This is a genomic window from Cesiribacter sp. SM1 (assembly GCF_020178975.1).
In the GTDB taxonomy this organism is placed as follows: Bacteria; Bacteroidota; Bacteroidia; order Cytophagales; family Cyclobacteriaceae; genus Cesiribacter.
Genome location: NZ_JAHXBU010000043.1, coordinates 118157 through 141494, shown reverse-complemented (window position 1 = coordinate 141494; position 23338 = coordinate 118157). Strand labels below are relative to the sequence as shown.

At 45.1% G+C, this 23338-nt stretch carries 38 protein-coding genes; 36 read left to right on the top strand and 2 right to left on the bottom strand.

The window, feature by feature from the left end:
* Positions 1-5: 5 nt before the first annotated feature.
* From rpsG to KWJ01_RS07725, 36 genes are all read left to right on the top strand, one after another.
* Positions 6-473 (top strand): 30S ribosomal protein S7, encoded by a 468-nt coding sequence (gene rpsG, locus KWJ01_RS07900; RefSeq protein ID WP_224995891.1) that lies wholly within the window; start codon positions 6-8, stop codon positions 471-473.
* A 3-nt stretch (positions 474-476) separates the two neighbouring features.
* Positions 477-2594 carry an elongation factor G gene (fusA, locus tag KWJ01_RS07895; RefSeq protein WP_224995890.1) on the top strand — a complete coding sequence of 706 codons (2118 nt, stop codon included), beginning with the start codon at positions 477-479 and terminating at the stop codon, positions 2592-2594.
* Positions 2595-2600: 6 nt separating this feature from the next.
* Positions 2601-2906 (top strand): 30S ribosomal protein S10, encoded by a 306-nt coding sequence (gene rpsJ, locus KWJ01_RS07890; protein ID WP_224995889.1) that lies wholly within the window; start codon positions 2601-2603, stop codon positions 2904-2906.
* Between the two features lie 188 nt (positions 2907-3094).
* Positions 3095-3727 (top strand): 50S ribosomal protein L3, encoded by a 633-nt coding sequence (gene rplC / locus KWJ01_RS07885; protein WP_224995888.1) that lies wholly within the window; start codon positions 3095-3097, stop codon positions 3725-3727.
* 3 nt (positions 3728-3730) lie between these two features.
* Positions 3731-4366, top strand: coding sequence for a 50S ribosomal protein L4 (gene rplD / locus KWJ01_RS07880; protein WP_224995887.1), 636 nt, complete (start codon positions 3731-3733; stop codon positions 4364-4366).
* Positions 4363-4650, top strand: a complete 288-nt coding sequence (gene rplW, locus KWJ01_RS07875; protein ID WP_061987299.1) for a 50S ribosomal protein L23 — start codon at positions 4363-4365, stop codon at positions 4648-4650. The genes rplD and rplW overlap by 4 nt, the downstream gene beginning before the upstream one ends.
* Before the next feature lie 11 nt (positions 4651-4661).
* The gene (gene rplB / locus KWJ01_RS07870) at positions 4662-5486 is read left to right on the top strand and encodes a 50S ribosomal protein L2 (protein WP_224995886.1); all 825 of its coding nucleotides are present in this window, start codon (positions 4662-4664) and stop codon (positions 5484-5486) included.
* Complete coding sequence (gene rpsS, locus KWJ01_RS07865; RefSeq protein WP_224995885.1) at positions 5486-5764, top strand: 30S ribosomal protein S19; 279 nt, start codon at positions 5486-5488, stop codon at positions 5762-5764. The genes rplB and rpsS overlap by 1 nt, the downstream gene beginning before the upstream one ends.
* A gap of 1 nt (position 5765) precedes the next feature.
* Positions 5766-6143 carry a 50S ribosomal protein L22 gene (gene rplV, locus KWJ01_RS07860; protein WP_224995884.1) on the top strand — a complete coding sequence of 126 codons (378 nt, stop codon included), beginning with the start codon at positions 5766-5768 and terminating at the stop codon, positions 6141-6143.
* A gap of 2 nt (positions 6144-6145) precedes the next feature.
* A complete protein-coding gene (gene rpsC / locus KWJ01_RS07855) occupies positions 6146-6889 on the top strand; it encodes a 30S ribosomal protein S3 (protein ID WP_224995883.1) in 744 nt (247 codons plus the stop codon).
* Positions 6890-6911: 22 nt separating this feature from the next.
* Positions 6912-7331 carry a 50S ribosomal protein L16 gene (gene rplP, locus KWJ01_RS07850; protein ID WP_224995882.1) on the top strand — a complete coding sequence of 140 codons (420 nt, stop codon included), beginning with the start codon at positions 6912-6914 and terminating at the stop codon, positions 7329-7331.
* Between the two features lie 9 nt (positions 7332-7340).
* A complete protein-coding gene (rpmC, locus tag KWJ01_RS07845; RefSeq protein WP_224995881.1) occupies positions 7341-7535 on the top strand; it encodes a 50S ribosomal protein L29 in 195 nt (64 codons plus the stop codon).
* A 1-nt stretch (position 7536) separates the two neighbouring features.
* Entirely contained in the window at positions 7537-7794 is a 258-nt protein-coding gene (gene rpsQ / locus KWJ01_RS07840; RefSeq protein WP_224995880.1) for a 30S ribosomal protein S17, read from the top strand.
* 2 nt (positions 7795-7796) lie between these two features.
* Positions 7797-8165: a 50S ribosomal protein L14 gene (rplN, locus tag KWJ01_RS07835; RefSeq protein WP_224995879.1), complete on the top strand. Its 369-nt coding sequence runs from the start codon at positions 7797-7799 to the stop codon at positions 8163-8165.
* 5 nt (positions 8166-8170) lie between these two features.
* On the top strand, positions 8171-8518 hold the full coding sequence (rplX, locus tag KWJ01_RS07830; protein WP_224995878.1) for a 50S ribosomal protein L24: 348 nt from the start codon (positions 8171-8173) through the stop codon (positions 8516-8518).
* The gene (gene rplE, locus KWJ01_RS07825; protein WP_224995877.1) at positions 8511-9065 is read left to right on the top strand and encodes a 50S ribosomal protein L5; all 555 of its coding nucleotides are present in this window, start codon (positions 8511-8513) and stop codon (positions 9063-9065) included. Before rplX ends, rplE begins: the two co-directional genes overlap by 8 nt.
* A gap of 3 nt (positions 9066-9068) precedes the next feature.
* Complete coding sequence (gene rpsN / locus KWJ01_RS07820; RefSeq protein ID WP_224995876.1) at positions 9069-9338, top strand: 30S ribosomal protein S14; 270 nt, start codon at positions 9069-9071, stop codon at positions 9336-9338.
* 85 nt (positions 9339-9423) lie between these two features.
* Positions 9424-9819: a 30S ribosomal protein S8 gene (gene rpsH, locus KWJ01_RS07815; protein ID WP_224995875.1), complete on the top strand. Its 396-nt coding sequence runs from the start codon at positions 9424-9426 to the stop codon at positions 9817-9819.
* A 7-nt stretch (positions 9820-9826) separates the two neighbouring features.
* A complete protein-coding gene (rplF, locus tag KWJ01_RS07810; protein ID WP_224995874.1) occupies positions 9827-10381 on the top strand; it encodes a 50S ribosomal protein L6 in 555 nt (184 codons plus the stop codon).
* A gap of 4 nt (positions 10382-10385) precedes the next feature.
* Positions 10386-10736 (top strand): 50S ribosomal protein L18, encoded by a 351-nt coding sequence (rplR, locus tag KWJ01_RS07805; RefSeq protein ID WP_224995873.1) that lies wholly within the window; start codon positions 10386-10388, stop codon positions 10734-10736.
* A gap of 7 nt (positions 10737-10743) precedes the next feature.
* A complete protein-coding gene (gene rpsE / locus KWJ01_RS07800) occupies positions 10744-11262 on the top strand; it encodes a 30S ribosomal protein S5 (protein WP_224995872.1) in 519 nt (172 codons plus the stop codon).
* Positions 11263-11266: 4 nt separating this feature from the next.
* A complete protein-coding gene (gene rpmD, locus KWJ01_RS07795) occupies positions 11267-11446 on the top strand; it encodes a 50S ribosomal protein L30 (RefSeq protein ID WP_224995871.1) in 180 nt (59 codons plus the stop codon).
* A gap of 1 nt (position 11447) precedes the next feature.
* On the top strand, positions 11448-11894 hold the full coding sequence (gene rplO / locus KWJ01_RS07790; RefSeq protein ID WP_224995870.1) for a 50S ribosomal protein L15: 447 nt from the start codon (positions 11448-11450) through the stop codon (positions 11892-11894).
* A gap of 14 nt (positions 11895-11908) precedes the next feature.
* Positions 11909-13234: a preprotein translocase subunit SecY gene (gene secY, locus KWJ01_RS07785; RefSeq protein WP_224995869.1), complete on the top strand. Its 1326-nt coding sequence runs from the start codon at positions 11909-11911 to the stop codon at positions 13232-13234.
* Positions 13234-14007 (top strand): type I methionyl aminopeptidase, encoded by a 774-nt coding sequence (gene map / locus KWJ01_RS07780; protein ID WP_224995868.1) that lies wholly within the window; start codon positions 13234-13236, stop codon positions 14005-14007. The genes secY and map overlap by 1 nt, the downstream gene beginning before the upstream one ends.
* Before the next feature lie 2 nt (positions 14008-14009).
* Entirely contained in the window at positions 14010-14228 is a 219-nt protein-coding gene (infA, locus tag KWJ01_RS07775) for a translation initiation factor IF-1 (protein ID WP_061987261.1), read from the top strand.
* Positions 14229-14234: 6 nt separating this feature from the next.
* Positions 14235-14351: a type B 50S ribosomal protein L36 gene (gene ykgO, locus KWJ01_RS07770; RefSeq protein ID WP_009194175.1), complete on the top strand. Its 117-nt coding sequence runs from the start codon at positions 14235-14237 to the stop codon at positions 14349-14351.
* A 2-nt stretch (positions 14352-14353) separates the two neighbouring features.
* Positions 14354-14731 (top strand): 30S ribosomal protein S13, encoded by a 378-nt coding sequence (gene rpsM / locus KWJ01_RS07765; protein ID WP_224995867.1) that lies wholly within the window; start codon positions 14354-14356, stop codon positions 14729-14731.
* 10 nt (positions 14732-14741) lie between these two features.
* Complete coding sequence (gene rpsK, locus KWJ01_RS07760) at positions 14742-15134, top strand: 30S ribosomal protein S11 (RefSeq protein WP_224995866.1); 393 nt, start codon at positions 14742-14744, stop codon at positions 15132-15134.
* A 25-nt stretch (positions 15135-15159) separates the two neighbouring features.
* Positions 15160-15765 (top strand): 30S ribosomal protein S4, encoded by a 606-nt coding sequence (rpsD, locus tag KWJ01_RS07755; protein ID WP_224995865.1) that lies wholly within the window; start codon positions 15160-15162, stop codon positions 15763-15765.
* Between the two features lie 25 nt (positions 15766-15790).
* On the top strand, positions 15791-16780 hold the full coding sequence (locus KWJ01_RS07750) for a DNA-directed RNA polymerase subunit alpha (protein WP_224995864.1): 990 nt from the start codon (positions 15791-15793) through the stop codon (positions 16778-16780).
* Positions 16781-16789: 9 nt separating this feature from the next.
* Positions 16790-17299 (top strand): 50S ribosomal protein L17, encoded by a 510-nt coding sequence (gene rplQ / locus KWJ01_RS07745; protein WP_224995863.1) that lies wholly within the window; start codon positions 16790-16792, stop codon positions 17297-17299.
* A gap of 136 nt (positions 17300-17435) precedes the next feature.
* Entirely contained in the window at positions 17436-18536 is a 1101-nt protein-coding gene (gene carA, locus KWJ01_RS07740) for a glutamine-hydrolyzing carbamoyl-phosphate synthase small subunit (protein WP_224995862.1), read from the top strand.
* A gap of 13 nt (positions 18537-18549) precedes the next feature.
* Complete coding sequence (eno, locus tag KWJ01_RS07735; RefSeq protein WP_224995861.1) at positions 18550-19827, top strand: phosphopyruvate hydratase; 1278 nt, start codon at positions 18550-18552, stop codon at positions 19825-19827.
* 131 nt (positions 19828-19958) lie between these two features.
* Positions 19959-20261: a septum formation initiator family protein gene (locus KWJ01_RS07730; protein ID WP_224995860.1), complete on the top strand. Its 303-nt coding sequence runs from the start codon at positions 19959-19961 to the stop codon at positions 20259-20261.
* Positions 20254-20865 carry a hypothetical protein gene (locus KWJ01_RS07725; RefSeq protein WP_224995859.1) on the top strand — a complete coding sequence of 204 codons (612 nt, stop codon included), beginning with the start codon at positions 20254-20256 and terminating at the stop codon, positions 20863-20865. The genes KWJ01_RS07730 and KWJ01_RS07725 overlap by 8 nt, the downstream gene beginning before the upstream one ends.
* Before the next feature lie 9 nt (positions 20866-20874).
* Here the strand turns inward: KWJ01_RS07725 and KWJ01_RS07720 are convergent, their stop codons facing one another.
* Positions 20875-21978: an Ldh family oxidoreductase gene (locus KWJ01_RS07720; protein WP_224995858.1), complete on the bottom strand. Its 1104-nt coding sequence runs from the start codon at positions 21976-21978 to the stop codon at positions 20875-20877.
* A 65-nt stretch (positions 21979-22043) separates the two neighbouring features.
* Entirely contained in the window at positions 22044-23036 is a 993-nt protein-coding gene (locus KWJ01_RS07715; protein WP_224995857.1) for an exopolyphosphatase, read from the bottom strand.
* Between the last annotated feature and the right edge of the window lie 302 nt (positions 23037-23338).

Below are 23338 nucleotides of genomic sequence, written 5' to 3'. Positions count from 1 at the left end.
ATACAATGAGAAAAAGTAAGCCTAAAAAGAGATATATTCTACCGGATCCAAAATTTGGAGATGTAATGGTTTCCAAATTTGTAAACTACATGATGGTGGACGGTAAGAAGAGTATTGCCTACAGCATTTTCTATGACGCAGTAGCGCTGATAGAAAGCAAGACTGGCGAGAATGGTCTCGAAACCTGGCGCAAGGCACTCAACAATGTGATGCCTGGCGTAGAGGTGAAAAGCCGTCGTGTAGGTGGTGCAACATTCCAGGTTCCCCAGGAAGTGCGCCCTGAACGCAAGACCTCGCTGGGTATCAAATGGCTCATCAGCTATGCTCGTAACCGTGGTGAAAAAACCATGACAGAGAAGCTGGCAGGAGAAATAATTTCTGCTTCTAAAGGTGAGGGAGCTGCGATCAAGAAGAAAGACGATACACATCGTATGGCTGAGGCAAACAAGGCATTCTCACACTTTAGATTCTAAAAAATGGCGAGAGACTTAAAATTCACTAGAAATATAGGTATAGCAGCGCACATTGATGCTGGTAAAACAACCACCACAGAGCGTATTCTATACTATGCCGGCGTTAGCCACAAGATCGGAGAAGTTCATGATGGTGCTGCTACCATGGACTGGATGGAGCAGGAGCAGGAGCGTGGTATTACCATTACCTCTGCTGCTACTACTGTAAAATGGCCTTACAGAGGTCAGGAATATCATATAAACATTATTGACACCCCAGGTCACGTTGACTTTACCGTAGAGGTAAACCGTTCACTGCGTGTACTGGATGGTCTTGTTTTCCTGTTTAGTGCTGTTGATGGTGTAGAGCCACAATCAGAAACTAACTGGCGCCTTGCTGACAACTATAAAGTTGCCCGTATCGGATTCGTGAATAAAATGGACCGTTCTGGTGCAGACTTTCTGGGCGTTTGTAAGCAGGTGAAAGAAATGCTGGGCAGCAATGCTGTGCCGCTTCAGCTGCCAATCGGTGCTGAAGAAAACTTCAGGGGTGTTGTTGACCTGGTGAACTTCCGTGGTATTGTTTGGAACGAAGAGGATAAAGGCATGACCTTTACCGAAGTAGCAATTCCGGACGATATGATGGAAGAAGCACAGGAATATCGTGAGAAGCTGCTGGAAGCAGTAGCTGAATACGATGAGAGCCTGATGGAAAAGTACTTCGAAGATCCGGAGTCGATCACAGAAGCTGAAATTCTTGCTGCGCTTCGTGCTGCAACCATCGACATGGCGATTGTACCTATGCTTTGTGGTTCTTCTTTCAAGAACAAAGGCGTACAAACCATGCTGGATTATGTAATGGCGCTGTGTCCTTCTCCGCTTGATCGTGAGAATATCACAGGTATCAACCCTGATAATGATAAGGAAGTGGTACGTAAGCCAAAATACGAAGAACCATTTTCAGCCCTTGCATTTAAGATCGCTACTGACCCATATGTAGGCCGTCTTTGCTTTATCCGTGCTTATTCAGGCATGCTGGAGTCAGGCTCATATGTGTTCAATACACGCTCAGGTAACAAAGAAAGGATCTCCCGTATTTTCCAGATGCATGCTAACAAGCAGAACCAGATCGAAAGACTGGGTGCTGGTGATATTGGTGCGGTTGTTGGTTTCAAAGATATCAAAACCGGTGATACACTGTGTGATGAAAAGCATAAGATTGTGCTTGAATCAATGGTGTTCCCTGAGCCTGTTATTGGTTATGCAATCGAGCCTAAGAAACAGGCCGATGTAGATAAACTGGGTATGGCCATTGCCAAACTGGTAGAGGAAGATCCAACCCTTCATGTTGAGACTGATCATGAAACAGGTCAGACTATCCTTAAGGGTATGGGTGAGCTTCACCTTGAAATTATCATTGACCGTATGCGTCGTGAATTCAAGGTAGAGATCAACCAGGGTGCGCCACAGGTTGCTTACAAAGAAGCCCTTACTGCTAACGTTGAGCATAAAGAGGTTTATAAGAAGCAAACAGGTGGTAAAGGTAAATTTGCAGATATCGTGTTCGAATTAGGTCCGATTGATGCAGAAGCCGATCCTAAAGAAGTAAGAAACGGCCTTCAGTTTGTGAATAACGTGGTTGGTGGTGTAATTCCTCGTGAATTTATCCCATCTATCCAGAAGGGATTTGAAGGTGCCATGAAAAATGGTCCACTGGCAGGATACCCGATCGAGCAGATGAAAGTACGTCTGTTCCACGGTTCATTCCACGATGTGGACTCTGATGCACTTTCATTCGAACTTGCTGCCCGTATTGGATTCAAAGAAGCTGCGAAAAAAGCTAAGCCTATCATTCTTGAGCCAATCATGAATGTAGAAGTAGTAACGCCAGATGAATATACTGGTCCTGTAACAGGTGACCTGAACCGTCGTCGTGGTATTATGAGGGGTATGGACCCTAAAGGTGTAGCACAGGTGATCAGAGCTAATGTGCCGCTTTCTGAATTGTTTGGTTATGTAACAGATTTACGTACCATCACTTCAGGACGTGCAACTGCATCTTTAACATTCTCTCACTACGAGCAGGTGCCAAACAATATTGCCGAGCAGGTAATTGCTAAAGTAAAAGGGCCGCAAAAATAAATTGGTATGAACCAGAAAATTCGCATAAAACTAAAGTCGTACGACCACAATCTGGTAGATAAATCATCTGAGAAGATTGTACGTGCTGTAAAGGCTACCGGAGCTGTGGTAAGTGGCCCGATACCTTTGCCTACCGAGAAAGAGATATTCACTGTACTGCGTTCACCGCACGTGAATAAGAAAGCTCGTGAGCAGTTTCAGCTTTGTACCTATAAGCGTCTGGTAGATATTTATTCTACCAGTGCTAAAACTGTAGATGCCCTGATGAAACTTGAGCTACCAAGTGGTGTTGATGTTGAGATCAAAGTTTGATCAATAAAACATATGAAATGGGAGAACCAACTGCCGGAATACGGTAGTTGGTTCTTTTTTGTTGTAATGTAAAGTAGAAAAAGTGCAACAACATTTTTCTAGTAGAAATAAATTGTCTAACTTTGCAGTCCTTTATGGAAAGTAAGTTGCGGTAAGAAGAAGCAACTGCTAAACAAACAGCATAGAAGATGTCTGGTATTATTGGAAAAAAAATCGGGATGACTAGCATCTACAGTGCCGATGGACAGAATGTCGCATGCACAGTAGTGGAGGCTGGTCCTTGCGTTATAACGCAAGTAAAAGATGAAGCAACTGACGGATATCGTGCCGTACAGTTAGCCTATGGTGAGAAGAAAGAAAAGCATACCACCAGGGCGCTTGCAGGTCACTTTGCAAAAGCGAATACTACTCCCAAGAAAAAGGTAGTAGAGTTTCGTGATTTCAGAGTAGAGTTTGAGGGTGGTGTTTCCATCGGAAATATCATCAAAGCAGGGGAGGTATTCATCGAAGGTGATTTCGTTGATGCAATTGGTACCTCAAAAGGTAAAGGCTTTCAGGGCGTTGTGAAGCGTCATGGATTTGCCGGTGTAGGCGAAGCAACACATGGTCAGCATAACCGTTTGCGTGCTCCTGGTTCAATCGGTGCCTGTTCTTTCCCTTCAAGAGTATTCAAGGGTCAGCGTATGGCAGGTAGAACTGGCGGACGTCGTGTTAAGATGGTTAACTTACGTATCCTTAAGATCTATCCAGAGCAAAATCTGATGCTGGTAAGTGGCTCAATCCCCGGAGCGAAAAATTCTTACGTAATTCTAGAGAAGTAAACCATGGAAGTTGCAGTATTAAAACAATCTGGAGAAGACACAGGACGTAAAATCGCGCTTGCTGAGTCAGTGTTTGGCATTGAGCCAAACGATCATGCAATCTACCTGGATGTAAAGCAGTATTTGGCTAACCAACGTCAGGGAACGCATAAGTCGAAGGAGAGAAATGAGGTAGCCGGATCTACTCGTAAGATCAAAAAGCAAAAAGGTACCGGTGGTGCCCGTGCAGGTAGCATCAAGTCTCCTGTATTCCGTGGTGGTGGACGTATCTTTGGTCCTCGTCCGCGTAACTACAGCTTTAAGCTTAATAAGAAAGTGAAGCAGCTGGCAAGACAGTCAGCCCTGGCTTATAAACTGAAAGATAACAACATCAGCATCCTGGAAAGCATTAGCTTTGATGGTCCTAAGACTAAGGATTACCTGAAGCTGCTGAATGGTCTGTCGCTTACTAACAAGAAAACACTTTTAGTACTGGCTGATGTAGATCAGAATGTTGTGCTTTCTAGCCGCAACATCAAGAATGCTCAGGTTACCACTGCCAGCAACCTGAATACCTACGAAATTATTAAAGCCGATACCCTTATTATTAGTGAGGGTGCCGTTCAAAAACTGGAAGAAATATATAACTCTGCGTCATGAGTGTGCTGATTAAACCTCTAGTAACCGAAAAGGTATCTGCCCTGAACGAAAAAGGCAAGTATGGCTTTGTTGTAGCTAAAACTGCCAACAAAGTTGAGATTGCAAAAGCGGTAGAGAAAACCTATGGCGTAACGGTGGAGACAGTAAACACCATGCGTTACAATGGAAAAGAAAAATCCCGCTACACTAAAACAGGTGTAGTGAGCGGCCGGACACCTTCCTTCAAGAAAGCAATCATAACTGTTGCAGAAGGTGAAGTAATCGATTTTTATAGCGGCATTTAATAAGATTAGTGATGGCAATTAAAAAACTAAGACCTGTTACACCAGGTTCTCGTTTCAGAATAGCTCCCACCTTCAGTGAAATAACCAGCGATCAGCCGGAAAAATCACTGCTGGTGTCGAAGAATAAATCAGGTGGCCGCAATAACCAGGGCCGTCGCACCATGCGTCATATCGGTGGTGGTCATAAGCAGAAAATTCGTGTAATCGATTTTCAGCGTGCTCACTTCGATGTTCCTGCAACAGTAAAGGCAATTGAGTACGATCCAACCCGTACAGCCCGTGTAGCACAGATCTGGTATGCCGATGGCACCAAATCATATATCCTTGCTCCGGAAGGTCTTGCAGTTGGTCAAACAGTAGTAAGCGGTGCAAGTGTAGCGCCAGAACTTGGTAATACACTTCCATTAAGAAGCATACCACTGGGTACTATTGTGCATAACATTGAGCTGAAGCCTGGTAAAGGTGGCGCAATGGCACGTAGTGCAGGATCTTACGCACAGCTTGTAGCCCGTGAGGGTAAGTATGCAACTGTAAAGCTGCCTTCAGGCGAAACACGCCAGGTGCTTGTAGAGTGCCTTGCAACTGTAGGTACTGTATCTAATGGTACTCACATGAATGAGAGCCTTGGTAAAGCAGGTCGTAAGCGCTGGTTAGGTCGTCGTCCTCGCGTTCGTGGTGTAGCCATGAACCCGGTAGATCACCCTATGGGTGGTGGCGAAGGTCGTGCATCAGGTGGTCATCCACGTTCACGCAATGGCCAGATAGCAAAAGGTAAGAAAACTAGAAGTCCGAAAAAGTACAGCAACGGCTTAATCATTAGCAAAAGGAAGAAATAATGGCACGTTCACTTAAAAAAGGACCATACATAGATTTCCGGCTGGAAAAGAAAGTAGATAAAATGAACGAAGGAGGCAAAAAGTCTGTAATAAAGACCTGGTCTCGTCGCTCTATGATTTCTCCGGACTTCGTTGGTCACACATTTGCCGTTCATAATGGCAACAAATTCATACCGGTTTTCATCACAGAAAACATGGTAGGACATAAAATGGGCGAGTTTGCGCCTACCCGTAACTTCAGAGGTCACACAGCTAAAAAAGATAAAGGCAAGAGATAATATGGAAGCAGTAGCAAAGCTTAATAATGTGCCTACGTCTCCGCGCAAGATGCGCCTGGTGGCTGATATGATTCGTGGAATGGCAGTAGACAGAGCACTTAGCGTATTGAAGTTCGATTCAAAACATAGCTCTGATCGTCTTGAGAAACTGTTGGTTTCAGCTATTTCAAACTGGCAGAACAAGCATACAGATGAGCGTCTTGAAGATGCGAACCTGTTCATCAAGGAGATTAAGGTAGACAGCGGCAGAATGCTGAAACGTTTACGCCCGGCTCCACAGGGAAGGGCTCACCGGATCAGAAAACGCTCCAACCATGTAACGCTGGTAGTTGCCAGCCGCAACGGCCAGTCGAACGAGGTAAATAATAAAGAAGAATAATCATGGGACAAAAAGTTAATCCAACAGGTCTCCGATTAGGTATAATAAAAGGTTGGGACTCGAACTGGTACGGTGGCAAGACCTTTTCCGATAAACTGGTCGAAGATCATAATATTCGTAAGTATATCCTTGCCCGTATTCCTAAGGGCGGTATCGCTAAGATCATCATTGAGCGCACGCTGAAGCGTATCACCCTTACCATTCATACGGCTCGTCCGGGTGTGGTAATTGGTAAAGGCGGTGCTGAAGTAGATCGTCTGCGTGAAGAGCTGAAAAAAGTAACCGGTAAAGATGTTCAGATCAACATTTTTGAGATCAAACGTCCGGAACTTGATTCACAGCTGGTAGGCGAGTCAATTGCTCAGCAGTTAAAAGCCCGTATTTCTTACCGTCGTGCCATGAAACAGGCAATAGCAAGTGCTATGCGTGTAGGTGCGCAGGGTATCAAGATCAAATGTTCAGGCCGTTTAGGTGGTGCTGAAATGGCTCGTACAGAGCAATATAAAGAAGGTCGTATCCCATTGCATACCCTTCGTGCCGATATCGATTATGCAATCTCTGAAGCAGAGACTGTATACGGTAAAATCGGTATCAAGGTATGGATCTTCAAGGGTGAGATCTATGGTAAGCCAGACCTTTCTCCTAATGCTGCCGCCCAGGCTCCTTCTGGTAACGACTCACGTCGTCCTGCAGGCCCAGGCAAGCAAAGAAGAGACGGTGGACGCAATAGAAAGAAAAGAAAATAAGCTGTATTAAATCTGTACGAACATGTTACAGCCCAAGAGAACAAAATTTAGAAAGCAACAAAAGGGTAGAGTTAAAGGCATCGCACAGCGCGGCCATACGTTGGCATTTGGCAACTTTGGCATTAAATCGCTGGAAGCAGGCTGGATTACTTCTCGCCAAATAGAGGCAGCTCGTATTGCCATGACCCGTGCCATGAAACGTGAAGGTCGCGTATGGATCAGAATATTCCCTGATAAGCCTATCACCAAGAAACCAGCCGAAGTAAGGATGGGTAAAGGTAAAGGTGCTCCGGAGTATTGGGTAGCCGTAATCAAACCAGGAACGATCCTTTTCGAGTCAACCGGTGTTACCACTGAACTGGCTCAGGAATCACTTCGTCTGGCTGCACAGAAGCTTCCTATCAAAACGAAATTTATTGTACGTAACGACTTTGCAGGATAAGCCACGGCCATGAAAAACGAAGAAATACGTTCACTGTCGAATGAAGAACTGAAAGAGCGCATTGCAGCAGAAAGGGAGAGCCTTACAAAGCTGAAGTTTGCTCATGAAATTTCTCCAATCGAGAACCCAACAAAAATCCGGCACTCCCGGAGGCTGATAGCCAAATTGGAAACTGAATTAAGGGCTAAAGAAACTAATAAATAAAATGGAGCCTCGCAATCTACGTAAAGAACGGGTAGGCAAGGTGGTGAGCAATAAGATGGAGAAGACCATCACTGTAGAAGTGTCACGTAAAGTGAAGCACGAGATCTATGGTAAATTCATCGGCAAAACTACCAAATTTAAAGCCCACGACGAGAAGAACGAGTGTAACATAGGTGACACAGTTCTGATCATGGAAACACGCCCGCTGAGCAAAGAAAAACGCTGGCGATTAGTTGAAATCATAGAGAGAGCCAAGTAATCATGATACAGCAAGAATCAAGACTCGCAGTAGCCGATAACAGCGGTGCAAAAGAAGTAATGTGTATCCGTGTGCTTGGTGGTACCGGTAAAAGATATGCTTCTGTAGGCGATAAAATTGTAGTAACTGTTAAAGCAGCAATTCCAGCTTCTAACATCAAGAAAGGAACTGTTAGCAAGGCAGTTGTTGTTCGCACTAAAAAAGAAATTCGTCGCAAAGACGGTTCTTATATTCGCTTCGAAGAAAATGCCGCAGTGCTCCTGAACAACCAGGATGAGCCAAGAGGCACTCGTATCTTCGGACCAGTAGCAAGAGAATTGCGTGAGAAGCAATTCATGAAAATCGTTTCTTTGGCTCCAGAAGTATTGTAATGGGTATGAAAGCAACTACATCAAAAACTACAAAGCTACACATTCGCAAAGGCGATACCGTGAAAGTGCTGACAGGCGCTGATCGTGGTAAAACCGGCAAAGTGCAGGAGGTGTTGCGTGACGAGCAGAAGGCAATTGTGGAAGGTGTGAATATGAAGCACAAGCACCAGAAGCCAAATGCTCAGAACCCAGAAGGTGGCATCACACAAAGTGAAGCCCCAATTCACATCAGCAATCTGATGGTGGTAGACCCAGCTTCCGGAGAAGCCAGCCGCATAGGCCGCAAGGTAAACGACCAGGGGAAGCTGCAACGCTATTCAAAGAAAAACGGACAATTTATAACCAATGGCTAAGACAAGGTTAAAAAACAAGTATCTTAACGAGGTCGTTCCTGCGATGCAAGAGAAGTTCGGCTATAAGTCGATCATGCAGGTGCCAAAAATCGTAAAGATAAGCATCAACCGTGGTGTTGGTGCAGCAGTAGCCGATAAAAAGCTTGTTGATGTAAGCATCGACGAGCTTAGCACAATTACAGGACAAAAAGCTGTTCCTACCAAGGCTAAAAACTCTATCTCTAACTTCAAACTTCGTGAAGGGATGCCAATTGGCGCTAAAGTTACCTTACGCGGAGAGAGAATGTATGAATTCCTTGACCGTCTGATGACAATCGCACTACCTCGTGTACGTGACTTCAAAGGCATCAGCAGCAAAGGTTTTGATGGCCGTGGTAACTATACCTTAGGTGTAACAGAACAGATCATCTTCCCGGAGATCAGCATCGACAAAGTAAACCGTATCACTGGTATGAACATTACTTTTGTGACTACGGCAGAAACTGACGAAGAATGCTATACCCTTCTGAAAGAATTTGGTCTTCCATTTACAAATAAAAACGCTTAATCAATGGCAAAAGAATCAATCAAAGCCAGAGAGCGCAAAAGAGCTGCAACAGTAGCCAAATATGCAGAGAAACGTGCAGCCCTTAAGGCTGCAGGTGATTATGAAGCACTGGACAAACTGCCTAAGAATGCTTCTCCTGTACGTTTGCACAACCGTTGCAAGTTAACCGGCCGTCCAAGAGGTTATATGCGCAAATTTGGTATTTCACGTGTTACTTTCCGTGAAATGGCTTCTGAGGGTAAAATCCCAGGTGTTACAAAAGCCAGCTGGTAATTACTGGTAGAAAGATTTTATATTAAGAAAAAAAGTGCTACTTTTGCAGGCCATTACGGCATGTAAGATAACTTATATTATTTAAATGGATCCTATAGCAGATTACCTGACCAGGCTGAGAAATGCCATTAAGGCCAACCATAGAGTGGTTGAGATTCCTGCTTCTAACATCAAAAAAGAGATAACTAAGGTATTATACGATAAAGGGTATATCCAGAGTTACAAGTTTGATGATGAAGCCCAGGTAGGCGGTATCATTAAGATTGCCCTTAAGTATAATCCGGTTACTAAAAACTCAGCGATCGTAAAGCTGGAAAGAATTAGTAAACCTGGTTTGCGTAAATACGCAAAAGCAGATGCTCTTCCCCGTGTTCTGAACGGTATGGGTGTGGCCATTGTGTCTACATCACATGGGGTAATGACAGATAAAGAAGCTCGCCAGCAGAATATTGGCGGCGAAGTTTTATGTTACGTTTACTAAGATCGCTATGTCTAGAGTTGGTAAAAAACCCATAAGTATACCCAGCGGTGTTGACATCAAAGTTGACAGGAACTTAGTGACTGTAAAGGGTCCTAAAGGAGCGCTGGCTCAACAAATAGATTCTGATTTCACGCTTTCTCAGCAGGATGGCACTCTTTTAGTAGAGCGTCCTACTGAACAGAAGCGTCATAAAGCTCTTCACGGTCTCTATCGTGCCCTCATCAACAACATGGTTGTTGGTGTAAGCCAGGGATACAAAAAAGAGCTGGAATTAGTAGGTGTAGGTTATAAAGCGGCTGTACAAGGTAATGTTCTTGAACTGAACGTTGGTTATTCACACAGCATCTTTTTAGCAGTGCCCGATGAGATAAAAGTTAGTGCCGAAACCCCAAAAGGTAAAAACCCACTGGTTACCCTTGAAGGAATCGACAAGCAACTGATCGGTCAGATTGCTGCTAAAATAAAGTCGATACGTAAAGTTGAGCCTTACAAAGGCAAAGGTATCCGCTTTGTTGGTGAATTTGTAAGAAGAAAAGCTGGTAAGTCTGCTTCTAAAAAATAAGTAAATGAGTAAGAACATTCGTTTAAACAGCAGGGACCGCATTAAGAAGAGCATCCGTAAAAAAATCAGCGGCACTGCAGAGCGTCCCAGACTTTCAGTATTCAAGAGCAACCGCAGCATATACGCTCAACTGATAGATGATTTAAAAGGTCATACTATTGCCTCTGCATCAAGCAAAGATCTTGAAACAACCAATGCAACTATCTCTACAGCTAAAACAGTAGGTACTACACTTGCTGAAAAAGCTAAAGAAGCAGGTGTTTCAGCAGTAGTATTTGACCGTAACGGATATAAATACCACGGACAGGTTAAAGCGCTGGCTGACGGCGCCCGTGAAGGTGGTTTAAATTTCTAATAGCATCATGGCTCAAGCAACAGTAAAATCAGTAAAAGCCAGCGAAATCGATCTTAAAGAGAAGGTTGTCGCTATAAACAGGGTTGCCAAAGTTGTGAAAGGCGGACGTCGTTTCAGCTTTGCAGCGATCGTAGTAGTTGGTGATGGTCAGGGCGTAGTAGGTTACGGTCTGGGTAAAGCTAACGAAGTAACCGATGCTATTGTGAAAGGTATCGAAGACGCTAAGAAAAACCTGATCCGTGTACCAATCATCAATGGTACAGTACCTCACTCACAGGAAGGTAAATACAGCGGTGGTTTTGTACTAGTGAAGCCAGCAGCAGCTGGTACCGGTGTAATTGCAGGTGGTGCTATGCGTGCCGTTTTTGAAAGTGCCGGTGTACATAACGTACTGGCTAAATCAAAAGGATCTTCTAACCCGCACAACGTGGTGAAGGCAACTTTTGATGCACTTACTAAAATGCGTGATGCTCATTCAGTATCCATGCAAAGAGGAATTCCAATGTCTAAAGTATTTAACGGTTAATGTCATGGCAAAACTGATCATTACCCAGGTTAAAAGCTCCATCAAGCGTCCGGCCAGACAAAAGGCAACGCTGCAAGCATTGGGCTTGAAAAAACTGCATCAGACTGTAGAGCACGAAGGTACTCCTCAGATTCTGGGTATGCTAAATAAAGTACAACACCTCGTAAGCTATAAAGAAGCATAAGATGAAACTGCATACATTAAAGCCTGCTGAGGGCTCAGTAAAATCTGAGAAGCGAATTGGCCGTGGTACCGGTTCTGGCATGGGTGGTACTTCTACCCGTGGTCACAAAGGTGCCCAGTCTCGCTCTGGTTATAGCAAAAAGAATGGTTTTGAGGGTGGTCAGATGCCGCTTCAGCGCCGTGTTCCGAAGTTCGGTTTTAAGAACAACAATAAAATCGTATACAAACCAATCAACCTGAATACCCTGCAGCAGCTTGCTGAGGATTTCAAGCTTGATAAAATCACTGTAGCTGATCTTCAGCAACATGGTTTAGCTGGTAAAAACGATAAAGTGAAGATCTTAGGACAAGGTGAACTCACGAAGGCGTTGGAAGTAGAAGCTCATGGTCTTTCCGTTTCTGCACAGGAAGCGATTGAAAAGGCTGGGGGCAAAGTGACTAAACTCTAAGAAGATCTAAGAGGATGAAAAAATTCTTCACCACCATACGGAACATATTTGCTATTGAAGACCTAAGAACCCGTATTCTGAATACACTTGGGTTTTTGGTTATTTTCCGCCTGGGAAGCCACATCGTTTTACCAGCCGTTAATCCTGCTGCGCTTAATGAAGCAGGAGGCATGGGTGGTATATTCGATCTGCTGAATACCTTCCTGGGTGGAGCATTTAGCAGAGCTTCTGTATTTGCACTTGGAATCATGCCTTACATCTCTGCATCTATTGTGGTGCAGTTATTAACGGTTGCAGTTCCATATTTCACAAAATTACAGAAGGAGGGGGAGTCTGGCAGAAAGAAAATAAACCAGATAACCCGTGTGCTAACCATTCTGATTACACTGGCACAAGGATATGGTTATTTATCAACAACCATTCCTTCAGAAGCTATCACAATGGATTCAACGTTCTGGTGGACCATTACAAACATGATCGTGTTAACAGCCGGTACTATGTTCGTAATGTGGCTTGGTGAAAAGATAACAGATCGTGGTATAGGCAATGGTATTTCCATGCTGATCATGATTGGTATCATATCTCTTCTTCCGGGATCACTTTGGGCTGAAGGATTAAGCCGTGGTGGTAGTGAATTGCTGTTCTTCATACTTGAACTGATTGCACTCTTCTTTGTGGTTATGGCAGTAGTAATGCTGACCCAGGCAACAAGACAAATACCTATACAATACGCAAAACAGGTAATTGGAGGAAAAGTATATGGTGGTCAACGCCAGTATATCCCTCTTAAAGTAAACGCAGCTGGTGTAATGCCAATCATATTTGCACAATCACTGATGTTCCTACCTGGCCTTATTGCCAGTATCTGGGCAGATACAAGTGATCTTGCAAACTCAATTGGCCAGACATTTAACTCGTACACATCCTGGCAGTATAACCTGGTGTTTGCACTGCTGATCATTGTCTTTACATTTTTCTATACAGCCATCACTGTTAATCCCAACCAGATTGCAGATGACCTGAAAAGAAATGGTGGTTTCGTGCCAGGCATTAAGCCAGGTGCTGATACCAGCAACTTTATAGACAGTGTATTAACCAGAATCACTCTTCCTGGCGCTATTTTCTTAGCACTGGTAGCCATCATGCCGGCACTGGCAGTATTGGCAGGGGTAAGCCAGCAGTTTGCACAGTTCTATGGAGGTACTTCTCTGCTGATTATGGTTGGAGTTATTCTTGATACCCTGAATCAGATCAATAGTTATTTGCTCATGCGTCACTACGAAGGAATGATGAAATCAGGAAAAATTCGTGGTAGATCCGAAAATGTGGCAGTTGCTTAATGATCTGGCTTAAATCAGAAGAAGAAATAGCCCTCATCAAAGAGGGTGCAGAAATATTAGGACAAGCTCATGGTCTTGTAGCAGCTCATGTAAAGCCAGGTGTAACAACCGAAGCTTTAGATAAACTTGCAACAACATTTATACAGGATCATGGCGCTTCGCCTTCTTTCAAGGGATACAACGGATTCAAACACGCCCTGTGCATTTCACCAAATGAACAGGTTGTTCACGGAATTCCGGGAAAATATGAACTAAAAGAAGGAGATGTTGTTTCAATAGACTGTGGAGTTTACTATAAGGGGTTTCACAGTGACAGTGCTTACACATATGGTGTAGGAACAATTGAAACGAAGGTTGCTGAACTACTGAAGGATACGCTGGCCTCGCTTTACCTTGGTATAGAGCAGGCAGTAGCAGGTAAACGTACAGGTGATATCGGATTCGCTATCCAATCTTTTGTTGAAGCTAAAGGATATAGCGTTGTAAGGGAGCTTGTAGGACATGGTGTTGGGAAACACCTGCATGAAGAACCTGAAGTACCTAACTACGGCAAACGTGGAAAGGGGCAGTTACTCAAAAAAGGAATGGTGCTGGCAATTGAGCCAATGATCAACCTTGGTAAGAGAAATGTAGTTCAGGAAAGTGATGGTTGGACAATTCGTACAGCTGATCGAATGCCTTCTGCTCATTTTGAACATACAGTTGTTGTGCTGGAAGGCAAAGCTGAGATATTGACAACTCATAAATACATAGAAGAAGTACTCGCTAAATAAGTATGGCCAAACAATCCTCAATAACGCAGGATGGTACAATTGTCGAAGCACTGTCTAATGCCATGTTCCGCGTGGAATTAGAGAATGGGCACCAGGTAATTGCACATATTTCCGGAAAGATGCGCATGAATTACATCAAAATCCTTCCAGGAGACAAAGTGAAATTAGAAATGTCGCCATATGATTTAACGAAAGGAAGAATCGTTTACCGATATAAATAAGCAGCGATGAAAGTTAAAGCTTCTGTAAAGAAACGTAGTGCCGACTGCAAGATCATACGCAGAAAAGGCAAGATTTACGTGATTAACAAAAAGAACCCTAGGTTTAAACAAAGACAAGGATAAGTATGGCCCGTATTGCAGGAGTAGATATTCCGGATAATAAGAGAGGCGAGATCAGCCTGACCTACATCTTTGGCATCGGCCGTAGCTCTGCCAAGAGCATATTGGAAAGAGCCAATGTAGATCTGGATAAAAAAGTACGTGACTGGACCGAAGATGAGTCTGGTGCTATTCGTGCTATTATTACTAACGAGTTTAAGACAGAAGGTGTACTGAAATCAGAGATTCAGTTAAACATCAAACGTCTGATGGACATCGGTTCTTACCGTGGCCTTCGCCACCGTAAAGGCCTGCCAGTTCGTGGTCAGAAGACAAAGAACAACGCTCGTACACGTAAAGGTAAACGTAAGACTGTGGCTAACAAGAAAAAAGCTACTAAATAAGGTTTAGGACATGGCTCAAAAACGTAAAGACAAGGCTAAAAAACGCGTCGTTGTTGTAGAAGCAATCGGTCAGGCGCACATCAAAGCCTCTTTCAACAACATTATTGTTAGCATGACTAACAACAATGGAGAAGTAATTTCTTGGGCATCTGCCGGTAAAATGGGATTCAAGGGTTCTAAAAAGAACACTCCTTATGCTGCGCAGGTTGCTGCTACTAATGCCGCTCAGGCTGCTTATGATCTTGGCCTGCGTAAGGTTGAGGTTTATGTAAAAGGACCCGGTGCAGGACGTGAGTCCGCGATCCGTACAATCCAGAATGCTGGTATTGATGTAACTACTATTAAAGATGTTACACCTCTGCCTCACAATGGATGTCGTCCTCCTAAACGCAGAAGAGTTTAATTCCTGAACCAGAAGAGATCTTAAAATGGCTAGATATACAGGACCCCAAACTAAAATTGCCCGTCGTTTCGGAGAACCTATCTTCGGTGCAGATAAAACCCTGCAGAAGAAGAACTACCCTCCGGGAATGCATGGCCGTGGTCGTCGTAAAAAGCAATCTGAATATGCTGTCCAGTTAATGGAGAAGCAAAAGGCTAAATATATCTATGGTATATTAGAGCGTCAGTTTGCCAACACTTTCGAAAAGGCAAGCCGTATGCCAGGTATCACAGGTGATAACCTGCTTCGCCTGCTAGAGGCACGCCTCGACAACACGGTTTATCGTCTGGGCATTGCTCCATCACGCCGTGCTGCTCGTCAGCTAGTGCTTCACAAGCATATTCTTGTGAATGGTGAAGTTGTTAACATCGCAAGTTATACACTGCGCCCTGGTGACCAGGTTAGCGTACGTGAAAAATCTAAGTCACTGGAAGCAATCACAAACAGTCTTGCTGGTCGCGGTGCGGCTCGCTTCAACTGGCTGGAATGGAATGCTTCTGACATGACAGGTAAATTTGTAGCCCTACCTGCCCGTGAAGATGTTCCAGAGAATATCCGCGAGCAGCTGATTGTAGAGCTTTATTCTAAGTAATTTTTAATCTTAATTCCTTTTCTTTATGTCTATACTAGCATTTCAGATGCCCGAAAAGGTTGCCATGGAAAAGGCAGACGACTTTCGCGGTCTGTTTACCTTCAAACCACTGGAACCAGGCTACGGTGTGACAATCGGAAATGCGCTGCGCAGGATTCTACTGTCATCGCTGGAAGGGTATGCTATTGTTGGTATAAAGATTCCTGGCGTACTGCATGAGTTTTCCTCTATAGAGGGAGTAGTGGAAGATGTGAGCGACATCATTCTTAACCTGAAACAGGTTCGCTTCAAAAAAGTAGCGGATATTGTAGACAACCAGTTTACAGTACACGTGAAAAACCAGAAGCAGCTGAAAGCAGGTCAGTTGGTGAATGCACAGAAAGGCTTTCAGGTACTAAACCCTGAGCTGGTTATCTTTAACTCCGACGAATCTGTAGATCTGGAAATTGAAGTGTATGTTGAAAAAGGCCGTGGCTATGTTCCGGCTGACGAAAACAAACCTTCAGAGCAGGCTTTTGGCTACATAGCCACTGATGCCATCTTTACTCCGATCAAAAACGTACAGTATCGAATCGAGAATACTCGCGTAGAGCAGAAAACTGACTACGAACAACTGGTACTGGATATTGAAACTGATGGCTCTGTTCACCCTGAGAAAGCACTCCAAGGCGCTGCTAATATCTTAATTCAGCACTTTATGCTGTTCTCCGATCAGAACATGGTTCTTGAATCAGGAGCACAGGGAGAGCCGGAGGCAGTAGACGAGGAAATGCTGCATATGCGCAAAATGTTGAAGACACCACTGAACGATCTTGATCTTTCAGTACGTGCCTATAACTGCCTGAAAGCAGCAGACGTTCGCACACTAGGAGATCTTGTAATGCTTGAGATCTCTGATATGATGAAATTCCGCAACTTCGGTAAGAAGTCGCTGGCCGAATTAGAACAGCTTGTACAAGAAAAAGGTCTGGTATTCGGCATGGATATATCCAAGTACAAACTTGATGAGGACTAAGAAGGTATCATGAGACACGGTAAGAAAATAAATCATCTAGGAAGAACTGCCTCACATCGCGGTGCGATGCTATCTAACATGGCAGCTTCTCTGATCCTGCATAAGCGCATCACCACTACGGTTGCTAAAGCTAAAGCACTTCGTAAATATGTGGAGCCGCTTATCACTAAGGCTAAAGATAATACAACTCATTCCAGAAGGATTGCTTTCTCCTATCTGCAAAGCAAAGAAGCCACTCAGGAACTGTTTGGCTCTGTAGCAGAGAAAGTAGCAGCACGTCCGGGAGGTTACACCCGCATCATCCGTACAGGCTATCGCCTGGGTGATAATGCAGAAACCTGCCTGATGGAGCTTGTTGATTTCAACGAGCTGTTGCTGAAAGGCACTGCACCAGCTGGTAAAGCTACCAAGCGTACCCGCCGCAGAGGTCGTGGTAAAGGCGCTGCAGAAGGTAACACTGCAGAAACCAAAGCTGCTGCCGATAATTCTGGTGAAGATACCACCAATACTGAAGCATGATGCTAGCAGCATCCATATCGGTGCTGACTGCATCTGTACATATAAGGGATTAGGCTTCGGCTTAATCCCTTTTTTATTGCCCCGCGTAATGTTGTTAAAAGTTTTGAATGTAAATTTGGCGAGAACTTCAGAGAGCATGAAATACTACACTAAAAAGCCCGCTGTACTTATTTTGAAAGATGGATCCGTTTTCCACGGTTCTTCCATCGGCAAAACAGGAACAAGTGGTGGAGAAATCTGCTTCAATACCAGTATGACTGGCTATCAGGAAGTATATACAGACCCTTCTTATTATGGTCAGGTAGTTGTAAACACAACAGCACACATCGGAAATTATGGTGTGGTTGATCTTGAACAGGAGTCTGCCAAACCAACCATCAGTGGTCTGGTAGTACATACTTTTTCTACCCTTGCCAGCCGCAAAACTGCTTCTGACAGGCTGCAGGAGTACCTGGAAAAACATGGTATCGTAGGCATAGCAGATGTGGATACACGCCAGCTGGTGCGCCACATCCGTACAAAGGGTGCCATGAACTGCATCATTTCCTCTGAAATTCTGGATCTTGAACAGCTCAAAGCAGAGCTGGATAAAGTACCTGATATGGATGGCCTTGAGCTGGCTAGCCAGGTAAGCACTAAAGAAACCTATGAGCTTGGACCCGAAGATGCGGCCAAACGTATTGCCGTACTTGATCTTGGTATCAAGAAAAGCATTATGTCCAATCTCACAGAGCGTGGTTGTAAACTGAAAGTTTTTCCAGCAACTACACCTTACGAGGAGATTGCACAGTGGCAGCCGGATGGTTATTTCATCTCCAACGGACCAGGTGATCCCGGTGCCATGCCTTATGCAGTTGAAACTGTAAAAAACATGCTGGAGAGCAATAAACCACTTTTCGGGATATGCCTGGGCCACCAGGTGCTGGGGCTGGCAGTGGGTGCCAATACCTACAAAATGCACCACGGACACAGGGGTGCTAACCAGCCGGTTAAAAACCTTGTTACAGGCCGCAGCGAAATTACCTCACAAAACCACGGTTTTGCAGTTAAATCAGAAGACATCATTGAAAAGGGAAAACTTAAGGTAACCCACGTTAACCTTAACGATGGTACAGTAGAAGGCTTCGAAATGAAAGATAAGCCTGCCTTCTCGGTACAGTATCACCCCGAATCTTCTCCCGGACCACATGATTCCCGATACCTCTTCGATCATTTTATAGAGTTACTAAACGATTAAACAACCTATCACTATGAGCATTATTTCTCACATTCATGCCCGCCAGATTCTCGACTCACGCGGAAACCCAACTGTTGAAGTTGATGTGATCACCTCTAATGGCGTTTTAGGCCGCGCTGCAGTTCCATCTGGCGCTTCTACAGGTGCACACGAAGCAGTAGAGCTCCGCGACGAAGAGAAGGGTCGTTATATGGGCAAAGGTGTAACCAAAGCCGTAGCGAACGTAAATGATACAATCAGCGAAGAGCTGGTAGGTATGTCTATTTTTGATCAGAACCTGATTGACCAGACAATGATCGAACTGGATGGCTCTGAAAACAAAGGTAAGCTGGGTGCCAATGCTATACTGGGGGTGTCCCTTGCTGTTGCAAAGGCAGCTGCACAGGAGGCAGGTCAGTCGCTTTACCGTTACGTAGGTGGTGTTAGCGCTAATACCCTGCCAGTACCTATGATGAACATCCTGAATGGTGGCAGCCACGCAGATAATGCGATCGACTTCCAGGAGTTCATGGTAATGCCTGTAGGTGCCGATACTTTCTCTGAATCACTTCGTATGGGTACCGAGATCTTCCATAACCTGAAAAAGGTACTGAAAGATGCGGGCCTTTCTACCAATGTTGGTGATGAGGGTGGTTTTGCGCCAAACATCCGCTCAAACGAAGAGGCAATCGAAATGGTACTGCGTGCCATTGAAAAAGCAGGTTTCCGTGCTGGTGAAGATGTTTTCATCGCTATGGATGCTGCCGTTACCGAATTTTACGATGCTAAAACTGGTCTTTATACTTTCCACAAGTCAGACGGACGCCAGCTGAGCAGCGATGAGATGGCTGATTACTGGGCAAACTGGGTAAATAAATACCCTATCCTTTCTATCGAAGATGGTATGTCTGAAGATGACTGGAATGGCTGGAGCCGCCTGACCAACCTGGTAGGCAACAAAATTCAGCTGGTAGGTGATGACCTTTTCGTTACAAACGTAAAGCGCCTGCAGCAGGGTATCGATCAGCGTATTGCTAATTCAATCCTGATAAAAGTAAACCAGATTGGCTCTCTTAGCGAAACTATTGCCGCTGTTAACATGGCACACCGTGCCGGTTACAAGAGCATCATGAGCCACCGCAGCGGTGAAACTGAAGATAACACCATTGCAGACCTTGCAGTAGCCCTGAACACCGGACAGATCAAGACTGGTTCTGCCAGCCGTTCTGACCGTATGGCAAAATACAACCAGCTGCTTCGCATTGAAGAAGAACTGGGTGATGTTGCCTACTTCCCTGGCCGCAAGTTCTAATTTGCTGATAAAGCAATTGATCTGTAAGCGAAGCGATTAAATCTGTCGCTATTGATATTGAAAAACGGGCTCCTGAACAGGCCCGTTTTTCTTTTTTGTGTATCTTTAGCCTGCGCTACTTTCGCCAGGCTATGTCATTATTAAGTAAAGTACCTCCTTATTTACGCAACATATATGTGTTAACAGTTATCGGATACCTGATCTGGATGCTGTTTCTTGATGCGAATAATATACCCAACCAGCTAAAAACAAAAGTAAAGCTGGTGCGGCTGCAAAACGAAAAGGAATATTACCAGCAAAAGATAGAAGAAGTAAAGCATGACAGGGAAGAGCTTCTTAGCGATCCGGAACTGCTGGAAAAGTTTGCACGTGAGAAATACCTCATGCGTAAGCCTAAGGAAGATGTTTACGTTATCGAAGAAGGAAATGAATAGTAAAAGAACCCTGCTGACCCTGCTCTTTTTATGTTTCTCCCTGCTAGCCTGGTCGCAGCAGGGTGAGGAAGGCTCCTGGGCCGAAGGTGCAGATCCTGAAGAATATAAGACTGAAGTAGATTCGGTTGCTGAACAGCCGGAGCCAGAGGAGGCGCCAGCCTGGCGTGAAAAAGTGTTTTTCGGGGCAGGAGGGGGGCTGCAGTTTTCCAGCTTTGCCACTGTTATTGAGCTGATGCCTTCAGTAGGATATAGAATAACGCCTAAAGTACATGCAGGTGTAATAGGTATCTACCAGTACGTGCGTGACCGTGGCTATCAGTTGAATATTCATAATTACGGTGCAAGCCTTTTTGCCCGTTACTTTGTTGTGCAGCAGTTTTATGCCACGGCAGAGTATGAGCAGATCAGTTATGGATTTGCTGTTCCCGGGAGAGAAACCAACCGGCAATGGGTAGACAGGCCCATGTTGGGTGCCGGCTATTTTCAGCAGGGGAGCAGGGGTGGCGGGTTCTTTATCAGCATACTTTATGACCTGAACTATACGAACAGCCCGGGCTATCCCTACAACTCACCACTGGTGTACCGCGCAGGGCTCATTTTTTAGCCTGTCCTTCTAAGCCTCCATTGGCTGTAGTTGTGCAACACCTAATTTCTGGGCCAGTTGCTGCAGATCTTCTACCACAGGTGTTAGCAGGGGCACACCTTCTGTAATTCTCCTGGCTTCCATTTCTCTTTCAGGATCACCGGGGATCAGCACCTTTTCCCGGCCCTCAACAGTTTTAGTTGAGCGGAAGCGACGTATCCAGTTATCCATGCTAGCCTTAAACTCTTCGGCTGGTCTGAAGGCATCTACACGCATGGCGCCAAAAAAGTGGCCAATGCCATCGCCTACCAGGTTAGGGGCCAGTGGCAGAAAAGCCACAAAGGGTGGTACCCAGGGGCCGTAATTTGCGCCTGAAAGCACTCCACTCAAGATATCTACAATGCTACCCAGGCAGTAGCCCTTATGGCTGCCCCTTTCAATATCGCTGCCCAGTGGCAGTAAAGCACCACCGCTTTTTAACTCATTAGGGTTGGTGCTGCTCTGGCCGCTGGCATCCTGCACCCAGCCGGTTGGTGTAGGCAGCTGCTTGCGCTGCAGTATCTCAAGCTTCCCGTTTGCTGCTGTGGTGGTAGCAAAGTCTGCTACAAAAGGGGGCTCTTCGCCTGCAGGTACAGCCACTGCAATGGGGTTAGTACCCAGCATGCGTTCTGCGGCAAAGGTAGGTGCCACCAGCGGGCTGGCATTGGTCATGGCAAAGCCAATCATATCGTGGGGCAGGGCCTGCATGGCATGGTAACCGGCGATGCCAAAGTGGTTGGAATTGCGTACAGCCACCCAGCCGGTACCAACAGTTTTAGCCTTTTGTATGGCAAGATCTATGGCTGCAGGACCACTTACCAGGCCCAGCGAACCATCCGCATCGAGTACAGCTGTGCCAGGTGTTTCATGCACCACCTTAATATTGGGTCGGGCATTGATGCGTTTGGCTTCCCACAGCCTTACATATCCCGAAAGGCGGGCAACGCCATGAGAGTCTACCCCACGTAAATCTGCGCTCACCAGTACTTTGGCGGCCAGAGATGCCTCTTCTGCAGAGCAGTTCATTGCCCTGAAAATATCTTCAGTAAACTGAAGGAGGTGCTGATAAGAGAAAGTTGTTGTTGTAGTTGCCATACGCCTGCTGCCAGAATGCCTTAAAGGGCCTTGAAAACGGGCGCAAGTTACTGTTTTTGGAAGAATTAGGAGAGGCTCTGTCCTAAAAAGTTGCGGCTTGTGCTGCTGGGAGCGGATTTTCTGATGTTGGTAAGGGGCTGGGTTATTACCTGGCCCAGCACACCTTCTTTAAGTGCATAGGCCGATACGCGTATATTCTGAAGCTTAAACTGCTTAACCACATACTGGATGAGACAGGAGGCAACCACGATCATATCCACACGGAGGGGAATCATACCAGGGATCAGCAGTCTTTCGGCCTTGTCTTTTACCAGCAGCTCCTGGTGTATGGCAGCACATGCCTCCAGCGTAAGCGGAAATTCTGTAGCCACCAGGTCACGCTCAATGCCATTCTCAAGGGAGTATATCTCGCTAAGGGTATCGAAAGATCCGCTGGAGCCTACCAGGGTAGTGGGACGAAAGCGCTTAACTGCTTTGCCTAGTGGTCCCAGCTTTTCATGCAGGTATTTTTCCAGGTTCTCAACCTCTGCAGGCAGCATGGGGTCGTGGTGATGAAAGAGGTCCAGCAGTCGCTGGGCACCTATTTCAAAACTCTGGCGGTAATACGCTTTTTGAGCATCCGCTATGATAAATTCAACACTGCCGCCGCCAATGTCCATGATCAGGCTCTTTTCATCACCCAGTTCCATAGCCCGGCGCACACCAAAATAAATCAGTTCTGCCTCCTCTTCGCCTGAAATAACCTTTACCTGTATGCCGGTTTCCTCGAAGATCTTATTGGTGATTATTTTGCTGTTGCTGGCATTGCGGATGGCACTGGTGGCAGTTGCATATACCTCCCTGATCCCATGCTCCTCAATTATTTTGCTGAAGTGCTTTAGGGCCGATATGGCACGTGCCTGCGCTTCATCAATAATGATGCGGGCGTTAATACCACCCTCACCAATCTTTACCGCTACTTTTTCACGATGCAATAGCTCTGTCTTTTGTCCGCGGATACGGGCAATCAATAAATGGAATGTATTAGTTCCTAAATCGATGACGGCTACTTTGCGCATAATGAAAAACTTCGGCAAATATATATTTATTTCTCTAGCTCCGGTATGCTCAAATGCAAATGTTTTGCCGGAAATGGAAAATATTTTATTTAGATAATCCTGTTAATATATAGGGCATAAACTATGCCACTTTTGTATTATTACGTAAAATGAAATGGAAATGTGGCGGTTTTGTAAAAAATTGTAAATACAGTTGTAGAACAGCAGGCGCAGCAGATAACATTGTTATTTGTATTGCCGTTTACAATAACCGAATTTAGCAGGAGTTAAGTAGCTAATTAATCTGCCTTGCTTAAGCAAAA

Coding starts and splice junctions, on each gene's coding strand:
- rpsG (WP_224995891.1), top strand. CDS start 6: ATGAGAAAAAGTAAGCCTAAAAAGAGATATATTCTACCGGATCCAAAA.
- fusA (WP_224995890.1), top strand. CDS start 477: ATGGCGAGAGACTTAAAATTCACTAGAAATATAGGTATAGCAGCGCAC.
- rpsJ (WP_224995889.1), top strand. CDS start 2,601: ATGAACCAGAAAATTCGCATAAAACTAAAGTCGTACGACCACAATCTG.
- rplC (WP_224995888.1), top strand. CDS start 3,095: ATGTCTGGTATTATTGGAAAAAAAATCGGGATGACTAGCATCTACAGT.
- rplD (WP_224995887.1), top strand. CDS start 3,731: ATGGAAGTTGCAGTATTAAAACAATCTGGAGAAGACACAGGACGTAAA.
- rplW (WP_061987299.1), top strand. CDS start 4,363: ATGAGTGTGCTGATTAAACCTCTAGTAACCGAAAAGGTATCTGCCCTG.
- rplB (WP_224995886.1), top strand. CDS start 4,662: ATGGCAATTAAAAAACTAAGACCTGTTACACCAGGTTCTCGTTTCAGA.
- rpsS (WP_224995885.1), top strand. CDS start 5,486: ATGGCACGTTCACTTAAAAAAGGACCATACATAGATTTCCGGCTGGAA.
- rplV (WP_224995884.1), top strand. CDS start 5,766: ATGGAAGCAGTAGCAAAGCTTAATAATGTGCCTACGTCTCCGCGCAAG.
- rpsC (WP_224995883.1), top strand. CDS start 6,146: ATGGGACAAAAAGTTAATCCAACAGGTCTCCGATTAGGTATAATAAAA.
- rplP (WP_224995882.1), top strand. CDS start 6,912: ATGTTACAGCCCAAGAGAACAAAATTTAGAAAGCAACAAAAGGGTAGA.
- rpmC (WP_224995881.1), top strand. CDS start 7,341: ATGAAAAACGAAGAAATACGTTCACTGTCGAATGAAGAACTGAAAGAG.
- rpsQ (WP_224995880.1), top strand. CDS start 7,537: ATGGAGCCTCGCAATCTACGTAAAGAACGGGTAGGCAAGGTGGTGAGC.
- rplN (WP_224995879.1), top strand. CDS start 7,797: ATGATACAGCAAGAATCAAGACTCGCAGTAGCCGATAACAGCGGTGCA.
- rplX (WP_224995878.1), top strand. CDS start 8,171: ATGAAAGCAACTACATCAAAAACTACAAAGCTACACATTCGCAAAGGC.
- rplE (WP_224995877.1), top strand. CDS start 8,511: ATGGCTAAGACAAGGTTAAAAAACAAGTATCTTAACGAGGTCGTTCCT.
- rpsN (WP_224995876.1), top strand. CDS start 9,069: ATGGCAAAAGAATCAATCAAAGCCAGAGAGCGCAAAAGAGCTGCAACA.
- rpsH (WP_224995875.1), top strand. CDS start 9,424: ATGGATCCTATAGCAGATTACCTGACCAGGCTGAGAAATGCCATTAAG.
- rplF (WP_224995874.1), top strand. CDS start 9,827: ATGTCTAGAGTTGGTAAAAAACCCATAAGTATACCCAGCGGTGTTGAC.
- rplR (WP_224995873.1), top strand. CDS start 10,386: ATGAGTAAGAACATTCGTTTAAACAGCAGGGACCGCATTAAGAAGAGC.
- rpsE (WP_224995872.1), top strand. CDS start 10,744: ATGGCTCAAGCAACAGTAAAATCAGTAAAAGCCAGCGAAATCGATCTT.
- rpmD (WP_224995871.1), top strand. CDS start 11,267: ATGGCAAAACTGATCATTACCCAGGTTAAAAGCTCCATCAAGCGTCCG.
- rplO (WP_224995870.1), top strand. CDS start 11,448: ATGAAACTGCATACATTAAAGCCTGCTGAGGGCTCAGTAAAATCTGAG.
- secY (WP_224995869.1), top strand. CDS start 11,909: ATGAAAAAATTCTTCACCACCATACGGAACATATTTGCTATTGAAGAC.
- map (WP_224995868.1), top strand. CDS start 13,234: ATGATCTGGCTTAAATCAGAAGAAGAAATAGCCCTCATCAAAGAGGGT.
- infA (WP_061987261.1), top strand. CDS start 14,010: ATGGCCAAACAATCCTCAATAACGCAGGATGGTACAATTGTCGAAGCA.
- ykgO (WP_009194175.1), top strand. CDS start 14,235: ATGAAAGTTAAAGCTTCTGTAAAGAAACGTAGTGCCGACTGCAAGATC.
- rpsM (WP_224995867.1), top strand. CDS start 14,354: ATGGCCCGTATTGCAGGAGTAGATATTCCGGATAATAAGAGAGGCGAG.
- rpsK (WP_224995866.1), top strand. CDS start 14,742: ATGGCTCAAAAACGTAAAGACAAGGCTAAAAAACGCGTCGTTGTTGTA.
- rpsD (WP_224995865.1), top strand. CDS start 15,160: ATGGCTAGATATACAGGACCCCAAACTAAAATTGCCCGTCGTTTCGGA.
- KWJ01_RS07750 (WP_224995864.1), top strand. CDS start 15,791: ATGTCTATACTAGCATTTCAGATGCCCGAAAAGGTTGCCATGGAAAAG.
- rplQ (WP_224995863.1), top strand. CDS start 16,790: ATGAGACACGGTAAGAAAATAAATCATCTAGGAAGAACTGCCTCACAT.
- carA (WP_224995862.1), top strand. CDS start 17,436: ATGAAATACTACACTAAAAAGCCCGCTGTACTTATTTTGAAAGATGGA.
- eno (WP_224995861.1), top strand. CDS start 18,550: ATGAGCATTATTTCTCACATTCATGCCCGCCAGATTCTCGACTCACGC.
- KWJ01_RS07730 (WP_224995860.1), top strand. CDS start 19,959: ATGTCATTATTAAGTAAAGTACCTCCTTATTTACGCAACATATATGTG.
- KWJ01_RS07725 (WP_224995859.1), top strand. CDS start 20,254: ATGAATAGTAAAAGAACCCTGCTGACCCTGCTCTTTTTATGTTTCTCC.
- KWJ01_RS07720 (WP_224995858.1), bottom strand. CDS start 21,978: ATGGCAACTACAACAACAACTTTCTCTTATCAGCACCTCCTTCAGTTT.
- KWJ01_RS07715 (WP_224995857.1), bottom strand. CDS start 23,036: ATGCGCAAAGTAGCCGTCATCGATTTAGGAACTAATACATTCCATTTA.